18 protein-coding genes are annotated in these 17,743 nt (G+C 73.6%); 7 read left to right on the top strand and 11 right to left on the bottom strand.

Going from position 1 to position 17,743, the window contains the following annotated elements; all coding sequences use genetic code 11:
* Positions 1–18: 18 nt before the first annotated feature.
* Genes ACFY60_RS04740 through pdhA form a run of 5 tightly spaced genes read right to left on the bottom strand, consistent with a single transcriptional unit; the run spans position 19 to position 6,024 of the window.
* Positions 19–1,479 (bottom strand): molybdopterin molybdotransferase MoeA, encoded by a 1,461-nt coding sequence (locus tag ACFY60_RS04740; RefSeq protein WP_388609787.1) that lies wholly within the window; start codon positions 1,477–1,479, stop codon positions 19–21.
* Positions 1,476–2,384, bottom strand: a complete 909-nt coding sequence (locus ACFY60_RS04735; protein WP_388609788.1) for an NTP transferase domain-containing protein — start codon at positions 2,382–2,384, stop codon at positions 1,476–1,478. The genes ACFY60_RS04740 and ACFY60_RS04735 overlap by 4 nt, the downstream gene beginning before the upstream one ends.
* Before the next feature lie 33 nt (positions 2,385–2,417).
* A complete protein-coding gene (locus ACFY60_RS04730; RefSeq protein ID WP_388609789.1) occupies positions 2,418–3,827 on the bottom strand; it encodes a dihydrolipoamide acetyltransferase family protein in 1,410 nt (469 codons plus the stop codon).
* Complete coding sequence (locus ACFY60_RS04725) at positions 3,827–4,864, bottom strand: alpha-ketoacid dehydrogenase subunit beta (protein ID WP_388609790.1); 1,038 nt, start codon at positions 4,862–4,864, stop codon at positions 3,827–3,829. The genes ACFY60_RS04730 and ACFY60_RS04725 overlap by 1 nt, the downstream gene beginning before the upstream one ends.
* Positions 4,864–6,024: a pyruvate dehydrogenase (acetyl-transferring) E1 component subunit alpha gene (gene pdhA, locus ACFY60_RS04720; protein ID WP_388610217.1), complete on the bottom strand. Its 1,161-nt coding sequence runs from the start codon at positions 6,022–6,024 to the stop codon at positions 4,864–4,866. The genes ACFY60_RS04725 and pdhA overlap by 1 nt, the downstream gene beginning before the upstream one ends.
* A gap of 177 nt (positions 6,025–6,201) precedes the next feature.
* Here pdhA and ACFY60_RS04715 point away from each other — a divergent pair, with 177 nt between their 5' ends.
* Positions 6,202–6,780: an Lrp/AsnC family transcriptional regulator gene (locus ACFY60_RS04715; RefSeq protein ID WP_388609791.1), complete on the top strand. Its 579-nt coding sequence runs from the start codon at positions 6,202–6,204 to the stop codon at positions 6,778–6,780.
* Between the two features lie 102 nt (positions 6,781–6,882).
* Here the strand turns inward: ACFY60_RS04715 and ACFY60_RS04710 are convergent, their stop codons facing one another.
* Both ACFY60_RS04710 and ACFY60_RS04705 read right to left on the bottom strand, forming a co-directional pair.
* Positions 6,883–7,476, bottom strand: a complete 594-nt coding sequence (locus tag ACFY60_RS04710; RefSeq protein WP_388609793.1) for a TetR/AcrR family transcriptional regulator — start codon at positions 7,474–7,476, stop codon at positions 6,883–6,885.
* The gene (locus ACFY60_RS04705) at positions 7,473–9,062 is read right to left on the bottom strand and encodes a 3-hydroxyacyl-CoA dehydrogenase (RefSeq protein WP_388609795.1); all 1,590 of its coding nucleotides are present in this window, start codon (positions 9,060–9,062) and stop codon (positions 7,473–7,475) included. The genes ACFY60_RS04710 and ACFY60_RS04705 overlap by 4 nt, the downstream gene beginning before the upstream one ends.
* A 124-nt stretch (positions 9,063–9,186) precedes the next feature.
* Here ACFY60_RS04705 and paaN point away from each other — a divergent pair, with 124 nt between their 5' ends.
* Entirely contained in the window at positions 9,187–10,884 is a 1,698-nt protein-coding gene (paaN, locus tag ACFY60_RS04700) for a phenylacetic acid degradation protein PaaN (RefSeq protein ID WP_388609796.1), read from the top strand.
* Between the two features lie 38 nt (positions 10,885–10,922).
* Here paaN and ACFY60_RS04695 read toward each other — a convergent pair whose 3' ends face one another.
* Genes ACFY60_RS04695 through ACFY60_RS04685 form a run of 3 tightly spaced genes read right to left on the bottom strand, consistent with a single transcriptional unit; the run spans position 10,923 to position 13,554 of the window.
* Complete coding sequence (locus ACFY60_RS04695; RefSeq protein ID WP_388609798.1) at positions 10,923–11,597, bottom strand: TrmH family RNA methyltransferase; 675 nt, start codon at positions 11,595–11,597, stop codon at positions 10,923–10,925.
* Positions 11,594–12,865 (bottom strand): HTTM domain-containing protein, encoded by a 1,272-nt coding sequence (locus tag ACFY60_RS04690; protein ID WP_388609799.1) that lies wholly within the window; start codon positions 12,863–12,865, stop codon positions 11,594–11,596. The genes ACFY60_RS04695 and ACFY60_RS04690 overlap by 4 nt, the downstream gene beginning before the upstream one ends.
* Positions 12,862–13,554 carry a DUF5819 family protein gene (locus tag ACFY60_RS04685; RefSeq protein ID WP_388609801.1) on the bottom strand — a complete coding sequence of 231 codons (693 nt, stop codon included), beginning with the start codon at positions 13,552–13,554 and terminating at the stop codon, positions 12,862–12,864. Before ACFY60_RS04685 ends, ACFY60_RS04690 begins: the two co-directional genes overlap by 4 nt.
* A gap of 112 nt (positions 13,555–13,666) precedes the next feature.
* Here ACFY60_RS04685 and paaA point away from each other — a divergent pair, with 112 nt between their 5' ends.
* Genes paaA through ACFY60_RS04660 form a run of 5 tightly spaced genes read left to right on the top strand, consistent with a single transcriptional unit; the run spans position 13,667 to position 17,296 of the window.
* Positions 13,667–14,701, top strand: coding sequence for a 1,2-phenylacetyl-CoA epoxidase subunit PaaA (gene paaA / locus ACFY60_RS04680; protein WP_388609803.1), 1,035 nt, complete (start codon positions 13,667–13,669; stop codon positions 14,699–14,701).
* The gene (gene paaB / locus ACFY60_RS04675; protein ID WP_030692422.1) at positions 14,698–14,985 is read left to right on the top strand and encodes a 1,2-phenylacetyl-CoA epoxidase subunit PaaB; all 288 of its coding nucleotides are present in this window, start codon (positions 14,698–14,700) and stop codon (positions 14,983–14,985) included. Before paaA ends, paaB begins: the two co-directional genes overlap by 4 nt.
* Complete coding sequence (gene paaC, locus ACFY60_RS04670; RefSeq protein ID WP_388609805.1) at positions 14,982–15,716, top strand: 1,2-phenylacetyl-CoA epoxidase subunit PaaC; 735 nt, start codon at positions 14,982–14,984, stop codon at positions 15,714–15,716. Before paaB ends, paaC begins: the two co-directional genes overlap by 4 nt.
* Positions 15,710–16,207, top strand: coding sequence for a 1,2-phenylacetyl-CoA epoxidase subunit PaaD (gene paaD / locus ACFY60_RS04665; RefSeq protein ID WP_388609808.1), 498 nt, complete (start codon positions 15,710–15,712; stop codon positions 16,205–16,207). The genes paaC and paaD overlap by 7 nt, the downstream gene beginning before the upstream one ends.
* A complete protein-coding gene (locus ACFY60_RS04660) occupies positions 16,208–17,296 on the top strand; it encodes a 2Fe-2S iron-sulfur cluster-binding protein (protein WP_388609810.1) in 1,089 nt (362 codons plus the stop codon). It begins immediately after the preceding gene.
* A gap of 99 nt (positions 17,297–17,395) precedes the next feature.
* On the opposite strand, the gene ACFY60_RS04655 is transcribed toward ACFY60_RS04660, so the two are convergent.
* Positions 17,396–17,737, bottom strand: coding sequence for a rhodanese-like domain-containing protein (locus ACFY60_RS04655; protein WP_388610219.1), 342 nt, complete (start codon positions 17,735–17,737; stop codon positions 17,396–17,398).
* Between the last annotated feature and the right edge of the window lie 6 nt (positions 17,738–17,743).

Below are 17,743 nucleotides of genomic sequence, written 5' to 3'. Positions count from 1 at the left end.
CGTCACGGTTGGGAAGTTTCACGTGAAACACGCTCCTTGGGCCGGGGCGGCCCCCGCCGCCACCGGCCAGGGAAGATCGAGGATGTCCAGCTCCTGGCCCGCGTGGGCGCCGTCGGACGGAACGACGGCGAGACCGTCCGCGGCGGCGATGCCGCGGAGCATGGCCGGGCCGTTGAAGTGCAGAGGAACGGCCCGCCCGTCCCGGCGTACGACCGGGACGAGCCGGGTGTCATGGGGATGGCCGTGCACCGCGTCGGCGACGGGGGCGTGGTGCGGGGCCGGCGCCGGAGTCCCGGCGAGGGCCGCCAGGAGCGGCGCCCCGAGGGTGAGGAGCCCGGAGACCGCGGCGAGCGGGTTGCCCGGGAGACCGACCAGGTGCCGGCCGGAGCCGAGCGACGCCAGGAGCATGGGGTGGCCGGGCCGGACCTTCACGCCGTCGACGAGGAGCGTGGCCCCCGCCTTGTCGAGCACACCGTGGACGTGGTCCACGGGCCCGGCCGCCGTGCCGCCGGTGGTGACGACGAGATCGGCGGTGGAGCCGGTGACCGCCGCGTACAGCGCTTCGGCGTCGTCGCCGATCCGGCGGGTGGCGACGACCTCCGCGCCGAGCGCTTCCAGCCAGGGGCCGAGCATCGGGCCGAGCGCGTCCCGGATGAGGCCCTCGTGCGGCAGGCCCTCCGCGAGCAGTTCGTCGCCGAGGACCAGGACCTCCACGCGCGGGCGGGGCAGGACGGTGAGTTCGTCGTACCCGGCGGCCGCGGCGAGGCCGAGCACGGCCGGGGTCACCGGCACGCCCCCGGGCAGCAGCACGTCACCGGTACGGCACTCCTGCCCGCGCGGCCGGATGTCCTGCCGCGCCACGACCTCGCGCAGCGCGTGGAGCACGAGGCCGGCGGGGGCGGGCGGGGCGTCGGGGAGCGCCGGTCCCTCCCGCAGGTCCGGGCGCCCCGTCCGGACCGGCCGCGGCGCGGCAGGCCCCGCCGCCCCGGGCTCCGTACGCGCGTGTTCGGTACGGAGGACGGCGGTCGTCCCGGCCGGGACGCGGGCACCCGTGGCGATCCGTACGGCCCCGCCGGGGGCGAGAGCGCCGGTGGGCAGGTGCCCGGCGAGTACGGCGCCCTCCTCGTGGACGGTCCAGGGACCGTCGCCCGCGACGGCCCAGCCGTCCATGGCCGAGGTGTCGAAGGACGGCAGATCGGTCAGGGCCAGGAGCGGTTCGGCGAGGAAGCGGCCGAGGGCGCGGTCCAGCGGGACGCGCACCGGCGCGCGCCCGGCCCGGGCGGCGCTCCCGGCCCGCACGGCGGCGGCCCGCGCCTGGGGCCAGGGGGTGGCCCGGTGTGCTTCGGGAGCTCCGCCGGGTGAGGGCCCGGCCTGGGCCGAAGTCCGCGCGGCGTCGGCCTCGTCGCCAGCCCACGCGGGGGCGGCGGGCGCGGCCGGGGTGGACTCGGGCTCCCGAGGGGCCCGGGAGGAGGAGGTCATCCGGCCTCGTCCTGTTCGGCCGCCCAGCGCTGCGCCAGGGCCGCCGCCTTGCGGGCGGCCTCGGCGACGGCCTGCGGCCCGTCTTCGCCTGCGGCTGCGGCCTGTGCGGCCGCGTACCCCACCAGGAAGGTGGTGAGCGGCGCGGCGGGGCGGGCCACTCCGTGAGCGGCGTCCCGGGCCAGGTCCAGCAGGACGCCGGTGTCGACGTCCAGCTCGATGCCCAGCTCGTCCTTGACTGCGGTGATCCATTCGTCCAGCACGGTCCCATGCTCCCTGATGCGGGCGCGGGCGGTGACGATGTCCTCCCAGGTGTCGCAGTCGAAGGAGGCGAGCGGGTCCGCGGTGGTCCTGGTGAGGCGCAGGGAACCGGTGAGATGGCGCAGCGGCATGTGAGCGAGACCACGGTGATCGTGGCGGAGCCGGTCCAGCGCGTGGCGCAGCGGCGCGGTCCGGTAGGCGGCGACGAGCGGCTGGTCGCGGCCCCCGGGGTCGGTGAGGAGCGCCGCCTCGGCGTCGGGGGAGCCGGTGAGGGCGTCCAGCAGGCGGGGGACGGTCTCGCGGCCGAGGAAGGGCAGGTCGGCGGAGAGAACCACCAGCACGTCGGCGCCGGTCTCGGCCGCGCCGGCGTCGAGGGCGGCCACCGGGCCTCCGCCGGGCGGTTCCTCCCGTGTCCACAGGACGGGCCGGAGGGTGGGGCGCGGTTCTCCGACGACGACGGTCCGGCGGGCGTCGGGGCAGGCCGCGAGGACCCGGTCGAGGAGGGGCCGGCCCCCGACGCGTACGCCGGGCTTGTCGGCCCCGCCCAGGCGCCGGGCGGAGCCGCCGGCGAGGACGACGGCGTCGTATGCGGTGGTCACCCCAGCAGTATGGGCCGGGCCGGGCCGCGGTTGTCCGGCCCGTCTCATCCAGGGAGACGGGCCGGACAACCGCGGCGCCGGTCAGACCGTGCGGAGCAGGACCGTGGGCTGTTCCACACAGTCCGCGACGTACCGCAGGAAGCCGCCGGCCGTGCCGCCGTCGCAGACGCGGTGGTCGAAGGTGAGCGAGAGCTGCACCACCTGACGGACGGCCAGTTCGCCCTGGTGCACCCAGGGTTTGGGGATGATCCGGCCGACGCCGAGCATGGCGGCCTCCGGGTGGTTGATGATCGGTGTGGAGCCGTCGACGCCGAACACCCCGTAGTTGTTGAGGGTGAAGGTGCCGCCCGTCAGATCGGCGGGGGTGAGCGCGCCCTGCCGTGCCGACTCGGTGAGGCGGGCGAACTCCTCGGTCAGCGACTCGGCCGTGCGGGTCCCGGCGTCCCTGACCACGGGGACCACCAGTCCGCGCGGGGTCTGGGCCGCGAAACCGAGGTGCACCGACGGCAGCCGGACGATCTCCCGGGCGGCCGTGTCGACCGTGGAGTTGAGCTCCGGGAACCGGCCGAGCGCGTGGACGCAGATCCGCGCGAGGAGGGCGAGGAGCGAGATCTTCGGACCGCCCGCCGCGTTCATCGCCGCCCGCGCCGCCATGAGTTCGGTGGCGTCGGCGTCGACCCAGCAGGTCGCGTCCGGGATCTCGGTACGGCTCCGGGACAGCTTGTCGGCCACGGCGCCGCGCAGGCCGCGCAGCGGGACCCGCTCGCCGCCGGCCACCGGGGTGGGAGCCGGGACGGCCGCGGGAGCCGGGACGGCGGGCCGCTCCAGGGCCGCGAGGGCCTGCTCGACATCGGCCCGCAGGATCAGGCCCTCGGGTCCCGAACCGCGGACCTGCCGCAGATCGAGCCCCCGGTCACGGGCCAGCTTCCGCACGAGCGGTGAGATGACCGGCACGGGCCCGTCATGAACGGCCCCGTTGGCGGACGCCACGGGGACCGGGGCAGGCGCCTCGGCGGGGGCCGGGGCGGGGACCGGAGCGGGCGCCTCGGCGGGTGCCGGCGCCGCGGCGGAGACGGCGGGGGCCGCGGGGTTGTCCCGGCGGACACGGCGGCGGCGGGCGGTGGGGCCCGCCGTGCCGTACCCGACGAGCACGTTGCCCGAGTACTCCGAGGAGACGGCGGCCTGGGCCGCCGCGTCGGCCGGGGCGCCGGAGGCCTCCGGGCCGGTCTCCCGTCCGGTCTCCGCCCCTCCGACGGCGACGGTCAGGAGCGGGGCGCCGACGGGGAGTTCGGTGCCCTCCTCCCCGTACCGGGCGGTGACGACCCCTCCGTACGGGCAGGGCACCTCGACCATCGCCTTGGCCGTCTCGACCTCGACGACCGGCTGGTCGATCGTCACGACGTCCCCGACGTCCACGAGCCAGCGGACGATCTCCGCCTCGGTGAGTCCCTCACCGAGGTCGGGCAGCTTGAATTCGAGCACCTGGGCCATCAGCTCCCCGCCTCCCACTGGAGCCGCGCCACCGCGTCCAGGACGCGGTCCACGCCCGGCAGGTGGTGCCGCTCCAGCATGGGCGGCGGATAGGGGATGTCGAAGCCCGCGACCCGCAGCACCGGCGCCTCCAGGTGGTGGAAGCAGCGCTCGGTCACCCGGGCGGCGATCTCGGCACCCGGGCCGGCGAAACCGTTCGACTCGTGGACCACGACCGCGCGGCCGGTGCGCCGCACGGAGGCGGCGACGGTCTCGTCGTCGAAGGGCACGAGCGAGCGGAGGTCGACGACCTCCAGGTCCCAGCCCTCGGCGGTGGCGGCCTCGGCCGCCTCCAGACAGACCGGCACGGAGGGGCCGTAGGTGATCAGGGTGGCGCTGGTGCCGCGCCGCCGCACCACGGCCTTTCCGATCGGCTCGACCGCCGCCGGCGCCTCGGGCGACCAGTCGGACTTGGACCAGTAGAGCCGCTTCGGCTCCAGGAAGACCACCGGGTCGTCGGAGGCGATGGCCGCCCGCAGCAGCCCGTAAGCGTCCTCGACGGTCGCCGGCGTCACCACGTGCAGGCCGGGTGTGGCCATGTAGTAGGCCTCGGAGGAGTCGCTGTGGTGCTCGACGCCGCCGATCCCGCCGCCGTACGGCACACGGATGACCATCGGCATCGGCATCGCGCCACGCGTCCGGTTCCGCATCCGTGCCACGTGCGAGATCAGCTGCTCGAACGCCGGGTACGCGAAGGCGTCGAACTGCATCTCCACGACGGGCCGCAGCCCGTACATGGCCATGCCGACGGCCGTGCCGAGGATGCCCGCCTCGGCCAGCGGGGTGTCCGTGCAGCGGTCCTCACCGAACTCCTTCGCGAGGCCGTCGGTGACCCGGAAGACGCCGCCGAGCGTGCCGACGTCCTCACCCATCACATGGACGGTGGGGTCCTCCGCCATCGCGTCGCGCATGGCCCGCTGGAGGGCCTGTGCCATCGTGGCCGGCTTCGGCTTCCCGGCCGCCTTGGCCGCCGCCGGACCGGTCGTCGCCGTCGTCATCACGCCTCACCCTCGGCTTCGAGCTCGGCCCGCAGCTGGGCCGCCTGCTCGCGCAGCTGCGCGGTCTGCTCCGCGTACACGTGGGAGAACAGCGCCATCGGGTCGAGCACCGGGTCGGCGTTCATCCGCTCGCGCAGCTCCGCGGCCATCGTCTCGGCGGCCTCGGCCGCCGCGCGCCTGCCGTCCTCGTCGAGCAGCCCGCGCTCGGTCAGCTCCCTCTCCAGCAGCAGGATCGGGTCGTGCGCCCGCCACGCCTCGACCTCGCCGTCCGCGCGGTAGCGGGTGGCGTCGTCGGCGTTGGTGTGGGCGTCGATCCGGTAGGTGATGGCCTCCACGAGGGTGGGGCCGCCACCGCGCCGGGCACGGGCCACGGCCTCGGTCAGCACCTGGTGGACGGCGACCACGTCGTTGCCGTCGACCAGGCGACCCGGCATGCCGTACCCGACGGCCTTGTGGGCGAGGGACGGGGCCGCCGTCTGCTTGGCCAGCGGCACGGAGATCGCGAAGCCGTTGTTCTGCACGAAGAAGACCACCGGGGCCTGCCACACGGCGGCGAAGTTCAGCGCCTCGTGAAAGTCGCCCTCGCTGGTGCCGCCGTCGCCGACCATGGCGAGCGCGACCACGTCGTCCCCCTTGAGCCGCGCCGCGTGGGCGAGGCCCACGGCGTGCGGCAGCTGGGTGGCGAGCGGCGTGCACAGCGGCGCCACCCGGTACTCGCGCGGGTCGTAACCGGTGTGCCAGTCGCCGCGCAGCAGCGTCAGGGCCTGCACGGGGTCGAGACCTCGGGCCACGGCCGCCAGCGTGTCCCGATAGGAGGGAAAGAGCCAGTCCCGCTCCTCCAGGGCGAGCGCGGCCGCGACCTCGCACGCCTCCTGGCCGGTGGTGGACGGGTACACGGCGAGCCGGCCCTGCTTGGTGAGGGCGGTCGCCTGGGCGTTGTACCGGCGGCCGCGGACCAGCTCCGCGTACAGCCGGCGCAGCAGCGCGGGGTCGGCGTCGGCCACGGCGTCCGTACCGAGCACGCGCAGCGGCTCGGTCTCGGGCAGCAGCGGCGCGGGGTCGGTGCGCGGCTGCCACGCCGGCGGCGGGCTGGGCCGGTGGGCGGCGGTGTCACCGGGCGGCTCTTGGACTGTCGAACTGCGCTGTTGCAACGAGTCCACCTCCTCGTGGGAGCGGGCACAAGACCCGAAGGCGGGTGGCGCGAGTGTGGCGCGCCTCACCTACCGATTGTTCGGTCGTGGAGGCATTTTGGCTACAGGCACCTCCAGCCTGTGGACAAACGGTTCTCCACAGCCTGGGATAGGAGCAGGTCGTCCAGCGAAGAGAGGCGGGGGGACATGGCGGATGAACAAATGGCCGTCGACCGGAGCTCGGTTCCGGGCGGGGAACGGGACGAGGCCGGGGCCGAACCCCCGGGTGAACTCCTGAGCACCCCGGTGGGCACGCCGGCGTACGCCGCCCCGGCGCGGCCGCTCGACGCGATCGACCGCGACATCCTGCGGTTGCTCCAGACGGACGGCCGTGCCTCGGTGCGGTCCGTGGCCGAGCGGGTGCACGTCTCGCGGGCCAACGCCTACGCGCGGATCAACCGGCTCATCGACGACGGGGTGATCCGCGGGTTCAGCGCCCGGGTCAACCACGAGCGGGCGGGCCACGGCGCCTCCGCCTACATCACGCTCAAGATCGTTCAGAATTCCTGGCGGACGGTGCGCGAACAGCTCGGAAAGCTGCCGGGAGCCGCGCACATCGCGCTGGTCAGCGGCGATTTCGACGTCCTGCTGCTGGTCCACACGCCGGACAACCGGACGCTGCGGGAGCTGGTGCTCACCCGCCTCCAGTCGATCCCCGAGGTGCTGTCCACGCGCACGCTGCTGGTCTTCGAGGAGACGGACCTGAACGCGGACCCGCAGGCCTGAGAGGGGCGGGCCCCACGCCCATCCGCGGGCGCGTCAGGGCAGGCCCAGCCCGCCCCCGGCCCCAGGGACCCGCAGGCACCCGGGAGCCCGGGGGCTCACATCTCAGCGGGCCGTCCGCAGCCCGTCGAAGGCCAGCCGTACGACGGTCCCGGCGAGCTGGTCCCGCTCCTCGGCGGTCGCCTGCTGGGGCCGGTACCACTCCACCAGCGAATTGATCATGCCGAAGAGGAGCCGGGTGGCGAGCCGGCTGTCCACATCGGCCCGCAGATCCCCCTCGGCGGCGGCCGCCTTCAGCAGCTCGGCCACCCGGTGGTCGAACTCGCGGCGCCGCTCCATCGCCCACCGCTCGGTGGACGTGTTGCCCCGTACCCGCAGCAGCAGCGTCACGTACGGCAGCTCGGCGATGAGCACCTCGACGGTCCTGCGGGTGACGTACTCGATCCGGTCCACGGCCCGGCCGCGGCCGGCGTCCGGCTCGTCCAGGACGGCGAACAGCCCGTCGAGCGCCCGGCTGACCGCCCGCCGCAGCAGCTCCTCCTTGCCCGCGACGTGGTGGTAGATCGAGGACTTGGAGATCCCGGCGGCCTTGGACAGGTGCTCCATGGAGGTGCCGTCGTAACCGCGCTCGTTGAAGACCCGCACGGCGACCGAGAGCAGTGTCTCGGGGGTGTAGGTGTCGCGTCTGGCCGTGGTCACGAGGCGTCCTCCCGGTCCTCGGCGTAGGCACGCCGCATGAGGGCGGGGCTCGGGGCGTACCGCCCCGTCGGGTGGCGCTCGTGCAGCGAGTGGAGCAGACCGGACAGTCGCCGGTGGCCCGCCTTCGCCGCCCACTCCAGCGGTCCGGCCGGGTAGTTCACGCCCAGCCGCATGGCGGTGTCGACGTCCTCGGCGGTGGCGACACCCCGGTCGACCGCGTCGGCCGCGAGATCGGCCAGCATCGCGACCGTACGGGCCACGATCATGCCGGGCACGTCCCCGATGACCGAGACCCGCTTGCCGAGCGCCTGGAAGAGCCCGACCGCCTCGGCGAGGATCCCGGGAGCGATGTCCTCGCGGCTCGACAGCACGATCCGGCTCGCTGCCGCGTAGTCGAGCGCGAGGTCGAAGTGGACGATGTCCTCGGTGGGGTACTCGAAAGAGGTCTCGCCGTCGGCGAGGTGGAGTTCGCCGCCGCCCGGCAGCGCCACGTACCCGTGCCGGTCACCGGCTCGCGCGGTGCGCCGGACACGGATCCCGGCCTCCTCGAAGAGGCCGACGAGCGGTTCGGCGGGCCCCAGGTCGCCGTGGACGACGACCCGCCGGGGCGCCTCGGCCGGCGGCGCGGTGTGCGGCTCGGGCCGCTCGGCGCCCTCGGCGTACGAGAACCAGCCGTGGCCCGCCTTGCGTCCGAGACGGCCCGACTCGACGAGCCGCCGCTGCGCGAGCGAGGGCGTGAACTTCGGGTCCTGGTAGAAGGCCTCCCACACCGAGCGGGTGACGGCCTCGTTCACGTCCTGCCCGATGAGGTCGGTCAGCTCGAACGGGCCCATCCGGAACCCGCCGCACTCGCGCAGCGCCGCGTCGATCGTCGCCGGATCCGCCCCGCCCTCCTCATGGACCCGCAGGGCCTCGGCGTAGAAGGGCCGCGCGATGCGGTTGACGATGAACCCGGGGGTGTCCGCGCAGCGCACGGGCGTCTTCCCCCAGGCCTTCATCGTGGCGTACGCGCGCGTGGCGACGTCCGGGTCGGTGGCGAAGCCGCTGACGACCTCCACGAGGGGCAGGAGCGGCGCCGGGTTGAAGAAGTGCAGTCCGACGAACCGGCCGGGCAGCCGCAGACCGCCCGCGATGGCCGTGACGGAGAGGGAGGAGGTGTTGGTCGCGAGGATCGCGTCGTCACCGACGAGCTTCTCCAGGTCGGCGAAGAGCTGCCGCTTGACGGGGAGGTGCTCGACGATCGCCTCGACGACGAGCGCGGCGTCGGCCAGTTCCTCCAGGTCGGCGGCGGCGTGCAGCCGGCCGGCCGCCGCGTCCCGGGCGGCGCCGTCGAGGCGGCCCTTCTCCACGAGCCTGTCGAGCCGGGCGCCGATGGCGGCGACGGCCTCCGCGGCCCGGCCGGGGGCACTGTCGTAGAGGCGCACGGGGTGACCGGCGACCAATGCGACCTGGGCGATGCCCTGGCCCATGGTGCCCGTGCCGACGACGGCGACGGTCCGGTCCTGTGCGAGGGCGGCCACGGCGAGGGCGGCGGACTCACGGGCGGTCACCTCGTCGCTCCCCCTGACGGTCACGTTGGCGCTCATAGGAGTGATCCTCCCCGATGGGTTTTCCACAGGATCGACGGACCCCCTTGTCCCGACCGATCGTTCGGTTACTCTAACTCCGTACGCGTCTCCCTGCCCAGCTCGATGAGGAGTTGGTCCACCCATGGCCACCGCTCAGCTGACCACCGACCGTCTGGCCGAGAAGCACCGGTCCACGCTCGATCGGGCACTCGACACGATCCGCACCCGCGCCTACTGGTCGCCCCACCCGGAGCACCCCAAGGCGTACGGGGAGGACGGCTCCCTCGACGCGGCGGCCGGCCTCGCCGCGCACCAGGCCGTGCTGAACAGCCGCTTCGAGCTCGACCAGCCCGGCACCGACGGCTGGACCGGCGGCGAGGTCTCGCCCTACGGCCCGGCGCTCGGCGTCGAGTACCCGCACGCCGACCTCGACGTCCTGCTGCCCGCCATGCGCGCCGGCATGGGCGCCTGGCGCGACGCCGGTCCGGAGACCCGCGCCCTCGTCTGCCTGGAGATCCTCGGCCGGATCTCGGCCCGCACCCACGAGTTCGCCCACGCCGTCATGCACACCAGCGGTCAGGCGTTCATGATGGCGTTCCAGGCCGGTGGACCGCACGCCCAGGACCGCGGTCTGGAGGCCGTGGCCTACGCGTACGCGGAGCAGACCCGCATCCCCGCCGGCCGCGCCGCCTGGTCCAAGCCCCAGGGCAAGCGCGACCCGCTGGAGCTGAGCAAGGAGTTCACGCCGGTCGGCCGCGGCATCGCCCTCGTCATCGGCTGCAACACCTTCCCCACCTGGAACGGCTACCCGGGCCTGTTCGCCTCCCTCGCCACCGGCAACCCCGTCCTGGTGAAGCCCCACCCGCGCGCCGTGCTGCCGCTCGCCCTCACCGTGCGGGTCGCCCGCGAGGTGCTCGCCGAGGCCGGCTTCGACCCGAACCTGGTCGCGCTCGCGGCCGAGCGGCCGGGCGAGGGCATCGCCAAGACCCTGGCGGTCCGCCCCGAGATCCGGATCATCGACTACACCGGCTCCACCGCCTTCGGCGACTGGCTGGAGGCGAACGCCCGCCAGGCCCAGGTGTACACGGAGAAGGCCGGCGTCAACACGGTGGTGATCGACTCCACCGACGACTACAAGGGCATGCTCTCCAACCTGGCGTTCTCGCTGTCCCTGTACAGCGGCCAGATGTGCACCACTCCGCAGAACCTGCTGATCCCCCGCGACGGCATCACCACCGACCAGGGGCCCAAGTCGTACGACGAGGTCGTCACCGATCTCGCGACGGCGGTCGGCGGCCTGCTCGGCGACGACGCCCGAGCCAACGCCCTGCTCGGCGCCCTGGTCAACCCGGACGTCAAGGCCCGCCTGGAAGCCGCCGCCGACCTCGGCGAGGTGGCCCTCGCCTCCCGCGAGATCACCAACCCCGACTTCCCCGAGGCCGTCGTCCGCACCCCGGTCATGGTCAAACTGGACGGCTCCAAGCCCGACGCCGAGGCCGCCTACTTCTCCGAGTGCTTCGGCCCCGTCTCCTTCGCCGTCTCCGTCGACTCCACCACCGACGCCCTGGACCTGCTGCGCCGCACGGTCCGCGAGAAGGGCGCCATGACGGTCGGGGCCTACACCACCTCCCCCGACGTCGAGCGCGCCGTCGAGGAGGTCTGCCTGGAGGAGTCCGCCCAGCTCTCCCTCAACCTCACGGGCGGCGTGTACGTCAACCAGACGGCCGCCTTCTCCGACTTCCACGGCTCCGGCGGCAACCCCGCCGCCAACGCGGCCCTGTGCGACGGCGCCTTCGTCGCCAACCGCTTCCGCGTGGTGGAAGTCCGCCGCCAGGCGTAAGGCCCCGGGACCGGGGGCACGGCATGCCCCCGGTCCCGTCAGCCGATCTCCGCGTACCGCTGCACCCAGGCGTGCATGGCGATCGCCGCCGCCGCCCCGGCGTTGATCGACCGCGTCGACCCGAACTGCGCGATCGAGCAGACCATCTCCGCCCGCTTCCGCGCCTCCTCCGTCAGCCCCGGCCCTTCCTGCCCGAACAGCAGGACGCACCGCCGCGGCAGCACGGTCCGTTCCAGCGGTACGGCCCCTGGCAGATTGTCGATGCCGATGATGGGCAGTCCCTCGGACGCGGCCCAGGCGGTCAGGGACTCCGTGTCGGGGTGGTGCCGGACATGCTGGTAGCGGTCGGTGACCATGGCCCCGCGCCGGTTCCAGCGCCGCCGCCCCACGATGTGGACCTCCTTCGCGAGGAAGGCGTTGGCGGTCCGGACCACCGACCCGATGTTGAAGTCGTGGCCCCAGTTCTCCACGGCGACGTGGAAGTCGTGCCGCCGCGTGTCCAGGTCGGCGACGATCGCCTCCCGCGTCCAGTACCGGTAGCGGTCGACCACGTTGCGCCGGTCGCCGCCGGCCAACAGCTCGGGGTCGTACCGCTCGTCCTCGGGCCAGGGCAGCGGGTGCGGCCCGACGCCGATCTCGGGGCCGAACCCCTCGTCGTACTGAAGGGGCTCGACGTGCGCGATCGGCTCGGACTCTTCTTCGGTGGTGCTCACCCGACGAGGGTACGGGGACCGGCCTCGGGCGCGGCCCCCTCACCCGTACGGCGCTGCCCCGGCACCCCTCCGGGGCGGATCCGCAGCAGCCGGTCCCGCCCCCGCGCCACCCCGGCTCCCGCCGCGACCAGGAAGGCGGTCGGCAGGAAGACGGCGTCGGCGGAGATCATCGCGAGGGAGAAGACGGGGAGCCCGAGGAGCACGGCGATGCCGGCGTGCTCCAGCATCATGACGACCAGCAGGACGTTCTTGGTCCCGCGGTGCAGGAGCGTGAAGGGGAAGGCGACCTGGACGGCCACGGTGCCGTAGGTCAGCAGCATGACCATCACCCCGCCGGAGGCGAGCAGTTCGGAGAGGGCCGGCCAGGGCGTGAAGTAGTCCAGGTGGAGCGGGTAGTAGAGGGCGGTGCCGTCCTGCCAGCGGGACCCCTGGACCTTGTACCAGCCGGCGGTGGCGTAGATCAGACAGACCTCGGCCATGAGCACGAGGAGCGCGGCGTTGTGCGCCAGGTTGGCGAGCACGTCGAGCAGGACGCGCGCCTCGCCCGTCCCGTACCGGCTCACCAGCCACCACAGCCCGTGCCCGAGCCACAGCACCCACAGCAGCACGACCACCCACCATTCACCGGTGGCGTCGTGGAACCACGTCGTGGCGAGCAGGAAACCGCCGAGGACGGTCCACAGGAGGGGCCCGGCGAGGTCACGGCGCGGGGGCGGTCCGGCGGCTGCCTCGCGCGCGCGACGGGCGGCCCGCCGGGCGTCGAGGGACCAGACCTGCCCGCAGCGGACGAGGACGAGGTAGATGGACGCGAGGTGGAGGACGTTGTCGCCGCCGTCGCCGACGAAGACGGAGCGGTTGAGGAGGGAGAGCACTCCCGCCATGAAGACGACGGAGACGGCGCGGGTGTGCCAGCCGAGGAGCAGCAGGACGGCGGAGAGGACGGCGACGCCGTACACGAACTCGAACCAGAGCCGTCCGTCCGTCCACAGGAGCACGGAGAAGGCGCGGTTGTCGGCGACGAGCCGGCGGGCCAGTTCGAGGGACCAGGGCCCGTCGGGGCCGTACAGCTCGTGCCGGTGGGGCAGCTCGCGCAGCAGGAAGGCCAGCCAGGTCAGGGAGAAGCCGATCCGGACGATCGCGGTCTGGTACGGGCCGAGGGCCCGGGCGGTGACGGCCTGCACGGCGCGCGCGAGCCGCTGGTCGAGGCCCGCCTTCCCGCCCCGCGCCCCGGCCGCCGTGGTGCTCGTGGGGTCGTGCGGCGTGCTCATCGGACGCCCTCCGCCGGCCCGCGGTCGGCCCGGCTCACCGGCCACCAGGGGAAGTCGCGGTAGGACGGAGTGGTCTGTGTCGTCTCGGTGCTCCACGCGGGGGCCGGTACGGGCCGGGTGACGGACCGGAGCTGCACGCGCCGCAGGTCCCCGTCGAGCCGTCGGTCGCCCTGCGCGGCGAGGCGGTCGAGGCGGAGGACCGCGATGCGGCGCATGTACTCCTCGGAGAGCCGCCCGCGCGGCCCGTCGGGCGTGTCCTCGTCGGAGTGCGCGCCGAGGTAGAAGTCCACCGCCCGGCGGAGCTGGTTCTGCTGGGTGTGGCTGGGGAACGGATGGTGGCGGATCGCCCGCGCGTCCTGGGCGGTGAGGTCGATCCAGCCGGTGGTGGTGCGCGCCCCGCCCTCGGTGGCCAGCTCGGCCCTGACCTCGACGGAGACGTTCTGCTGGAGCGGGTTCGGGGCGAAGAGCTTCCAGTTCTGCTCGAACTCCGGATAGATCCAGTCGTCGACCGCCCGACCGTGCCGCTCGGTCAGCGTGTTCGACGGCGCCACGTGCAGAAACACCATGGTCAGGTGCGTGCAGGCGAGGACGCCGACGACGGCGAGCGCCACGGCCGCGACGACCTGGTAGGGCAGGGACAGCGCCAGGATGCCTGCGGCGTTCCGGTCCTCGTCGACGTGTGTGTCCATCCCGCCCCGATCCCGATCGGCCCACACCACTTATCCACAGGGTTGACACCATACGGGCCGCCGACTCACCATTGAAGTCATTCAACCGAACGATCGGTCGGTAGGGGGTCCGATGACCGCAGGGACGGCAGGGACGACAGTGACCGCGGGCACGCCGGGCGGGTCCGGCGCGCACGGCGCGTCGTACGTCGCCTCGGAAGCCGAGCAGGCCGCGTACGAGGCGGTGTTCGACGCCGCCGTCGCCGCGGACGAGCGCATCGAACCGCGCGACTGGATGCCCGAGGCCTACCGGGCCACGCTCATCCGCCAGATCGCACAGCACGCCCACTCCGAGATCATCGGCATGCAGCCCGAGGCGAACTGGATCACCCGCGCGCCCTCACTGCGCCGCAAGGCCATCCTCATGGCCAAGGTCCAGGACGAGGCCGGGCACGGCCTCTACCTCTACAGCGCCGCCGAAACCCTCGGCGTCAACCGGGACGAGCTCCTCGACAAGCTCCACTCCGGCCGCCAGAAGTACTCCTCGATCTTCAACTACCCCACCCTGACCTGGGCCGACGTCGGCGCCATCGGCTGGCTCGTCGACGGCGCCGCCATCACCAACCAGGTCCCCCTCTGCCGCTGCTCCTACGGGCCGTACGCCCGCGCGATGATCCGCGTCTGCAAGGAGGAGTCCTTCCACCAGCGCCAGGGCTACGAGGCCCTCCTCGCCCTCTCGCGCGGCACCGAGGCCCAGCACGCCATGGCCCAGGACGCCGTGAACCGCTGGTGGTGGCCCTCCCTGATGATGTTCGGCCCCCCGGACGACGAGTCGGCCCACTCCGCCCAGTCGATGGCCTGGAAGATCAAGCGCCACTCCAACGACGAACTGCGGCAGCGCTTCGTCGACATCGCCGTCCCGCAGGCCGAGGCCCTCGGCCTCACCCTCCCCGACCCCGACATCCGGTGGAACGAGGAGCGCGGGCACTACGACTTCGGCCCCATCGACTGGGCCGAGTTCTGGGACGTCCTGAAGGGCAACGGGCCCTGCAACGAACAACGGCTCTCCCAGCGCCGCCAGGCCCACGAGGACGGCGCCTGGGTCAGGGAAGCCGCCGCGGTCTACGCGAAGAAGCACACCGGACAGCACGGGGAGGCACAGGCATGACGACCGACGGTTGGCCGCTGTGGGAGGTGTTCGTCCGCTCCCGACGCGGCCTCTCCCACACCCACGCGGGCAGTCTCCACGCCCCCGACGCCGAGATGGCCCTGCGCAACGCCCGCGACCTGTACACCCGCAGGAGCGAGGGCGTGTCGATCTGGGTCGTCCCCTCCACCGCGATCACCGCCTCCTCGCCCGACGAGAAGGACCCCTTCTTCGAGCCGGCGGCCGACAAGCCCTACCGCCACCCGACCTTCTACGAGATCCCGGAGGGGGTGAAGCACCTGTGACCGTCCAGCCCACCACCGACCCCGCCCTTGCCGCGGCGGCCCTCGCCCTCGGCGACGACGCGCTCGTCCTCTCCCAGCGCCTGGGGGAGTGGGCCGGAAAGGCCCCCGTCCTGGAGGAGGAGGTCGCCCTCGCCAACATCGCGCTCGACCTGCTCGGCCAGGCCCGCGTCCTGCTCTCCCTCGCCGGTGACGAGGACGAACTCGCCTTCCTCCGCGAGGAACGCTCCTTCCACAACGTCCAGCTGGTGGAGCAGCCCAACGGCGACTTCGCCCACACCATCGCCCGCCAGCTGTACTTCTCCACCTACCAGCACCTCCTGTACGGGCAGCTCGCCACCGCCGGCGGACCGCTCGCCGGACTCGCGGCGAAGGCCGTGAAGGAGGTCGACTACCACCGGGACCACGCCGAGCACTGGACGCTCCGCCTCGGCGACGGCACCCCCGAGAGCCACGACCGGATGCAGCGGGCCTGCGACGCCCTCTGGCGGTACACCGGAGAACTCTTCCAGCCCGTCGACGGCCTCGGCATCGATCCCACCACCCTGGAGAACGACTGGCTGGCGTCGGTCACCGCCGTCCTCGACCGGGCCACCCTCACCCTCCCCTCCGGACCCCGCACCGGAGCCTGGAGCGCCGGAGCCGGCCGCCAGGGCATCCACACCGAACACTTCGGACGGATGCTCGCCGAGATGCAGCACCTCCACCGCAGCCACCCGGGGGCGACATGGTGACCATGACGGCCCTGGAGGAGGAGCTGAGCCGCGTCGCCGGCGCCGTCCCCGACCCGGAACTGCCCGTCCTCACCCTGGAGGAACTCGGCGTCCTGCGCGGCGTGCAGATCCTCGCCCCCGGCCGGGTCGAGGTCTCCCTCACCCCCACCTACACCGGCTGCCCCGCCATCGAGGCCATGTCCGCCGACATCGAGCGGGCACTGCACGACCACGGCGTCCCGGACGTCTCCGTCGTCACCGTCCTCAGCCCCGCCTGGTCCACCGACGACATCAGTGAGGAAGGCCGGCGCAAGCTCAGCGAGTTCGGCATCGCTCCGCCGCGCCCCCAGGGCCCGGCCGGCGGCCCCGTCCCGCTCACCCTGGCGATCCGCTGCCCCCACTGCGGCTCCACGGACACCGAGCTCCTCAGCCGCTTCTCCTCCACCGCGTGCAAGGCCCTGCGCCGGTGCACCGCCTGCCGCGAACCGTTCGACCACTTCAAGGAGCTGTAGATGCTGTCCTCAGGCGCCGGACGGGCCGGGTTCCAGCCGCTCCGCGTGAGCGAGGTCGAGCGGCTGACCGACGACTCCGTGGCCGTCACCTTCACCGTCCCGCCCGAGCTCCACGACACCTACCGGCACCGCCCCGGCCAACACCTCGCCCTGCGCCGCACCGGCGGCCAGGGTGAGGAGGTCCGCCGCACCTACTCGATCTGCGCCCCCGCGGCCGCGCCCGGCGAACCGCCCGTCCTGCGCGTCGGCATCCGCCACGTCGACGGCGGCGAGTTCTCCACGTACGCCCTCAAGGAGCTGGCCGTCGGCGACCTGGTCGACGTCATGGAACCCACCGGGCGCTTCGTCCTCGACCCGCGGCCCGGTCACTTCGCCGCCGTCGTCGGCGGCAGCGGCATCACCCCGGTCCTGTCGATGGCGGCCACCCTGCTCGCCCGCGAACCGGACGCCCGCTTCTGCCTGATCCGCAGCGACCGCACCGCCGCCTCGACCATGTTCCTGGACGAGGTCGCGGACCTGAAGGACCGCTACCCCGACCGCTTCCAGCTGGTCACGGTCCTCTCCCGGGAGGAGCAGCAGGCGGGCCTCCCCTCCGGCCGGCTCGACGGGGAACGGCTCACCGCCCTGCTGCCCTCACTCCTGCCGGTCACCGACATCGACGGCTGGTTCCTCTGCGGCCCCTTGGGGCTCGTCCAGGGCGCCGAGAAGACCCTGCGGGGGCTCGGCGTGGACCGCTCCCGGATCCACCAGGAGATCTTCCACGTCGACGACGGCTCCGCTCCCGCACCGGCACCGGCCGCCGACGCCCCCGCGCACGCGACACTGACGGCCACCCTGCACGGCCGGTCCGGCACGTGGCCGGTGGAGCGCGGCGACACCCTGCTCGACACCGTCCTGCGCGCCCGCGCCGACGCCCCGTACGCCTGCAAGGGCGGGGTGTGCGGCACCTGCCGCGCGTTCGTCGTCGGCGGAGAGGTCCGTATGGACCGCAACTTCGCCCTCGAACCGGAGGAGACCGAGGCCGGCTACGTCCTCGCCTGCCAGTCCCACCCCGCCACCCCCGAGGTGGAGCTGGACTTCGACCGCTGACGCGGCACGGCGCCCCCGGTCGACGGCCCGTCGGTCACGCACACGCGTGGACCGGCGGGCCGTCCGCACGGACAGGACGGGTGGTCGCGCCGTACGGCCCTAGGCGACGTACCCGGGTCCGTCGTCGGAGACCACCGGACGGCCCGCGTTCTCCCAGGCGATCATGCCGCCGTCGACGTTCACCGCGTCGAAACCCTGCTGCACCAGGTACTGGGTGACCTGCGCGGACCGGCCACCGACCCGGCACATCACATAGGCACGCCCGCGTTCGGCCAGCACCTCCGTCACCTCGCCGAAACGGTCCACGAAGCTGCTCATCGGCACGTGCAGGGCGCCCTCGACCCGGCCGGCCGCCCACTCGTCGTCCTCGCGGACGTCCAGCACCAGACCGTCGTCGGGCACGGACGCCGCGTCCACGGTGGGCAGCGGGGTGAAGTTCATGGGACC

The organism is Streptomyces sp. NPDC012827 (genome assembly GCF_042900905.1).
Lineage (GTDB): Bacteria > Actinomycetota > Actinomycetes > Streptomycetales > Streptomycetaceae > Streptomyces > Streptomyces gulbargensis.
The sequence above is the reverse complement of the archived record's forward strand: the minus strand, read 5'-3'. Positions and strand labels throughout refer to the sequence as shown.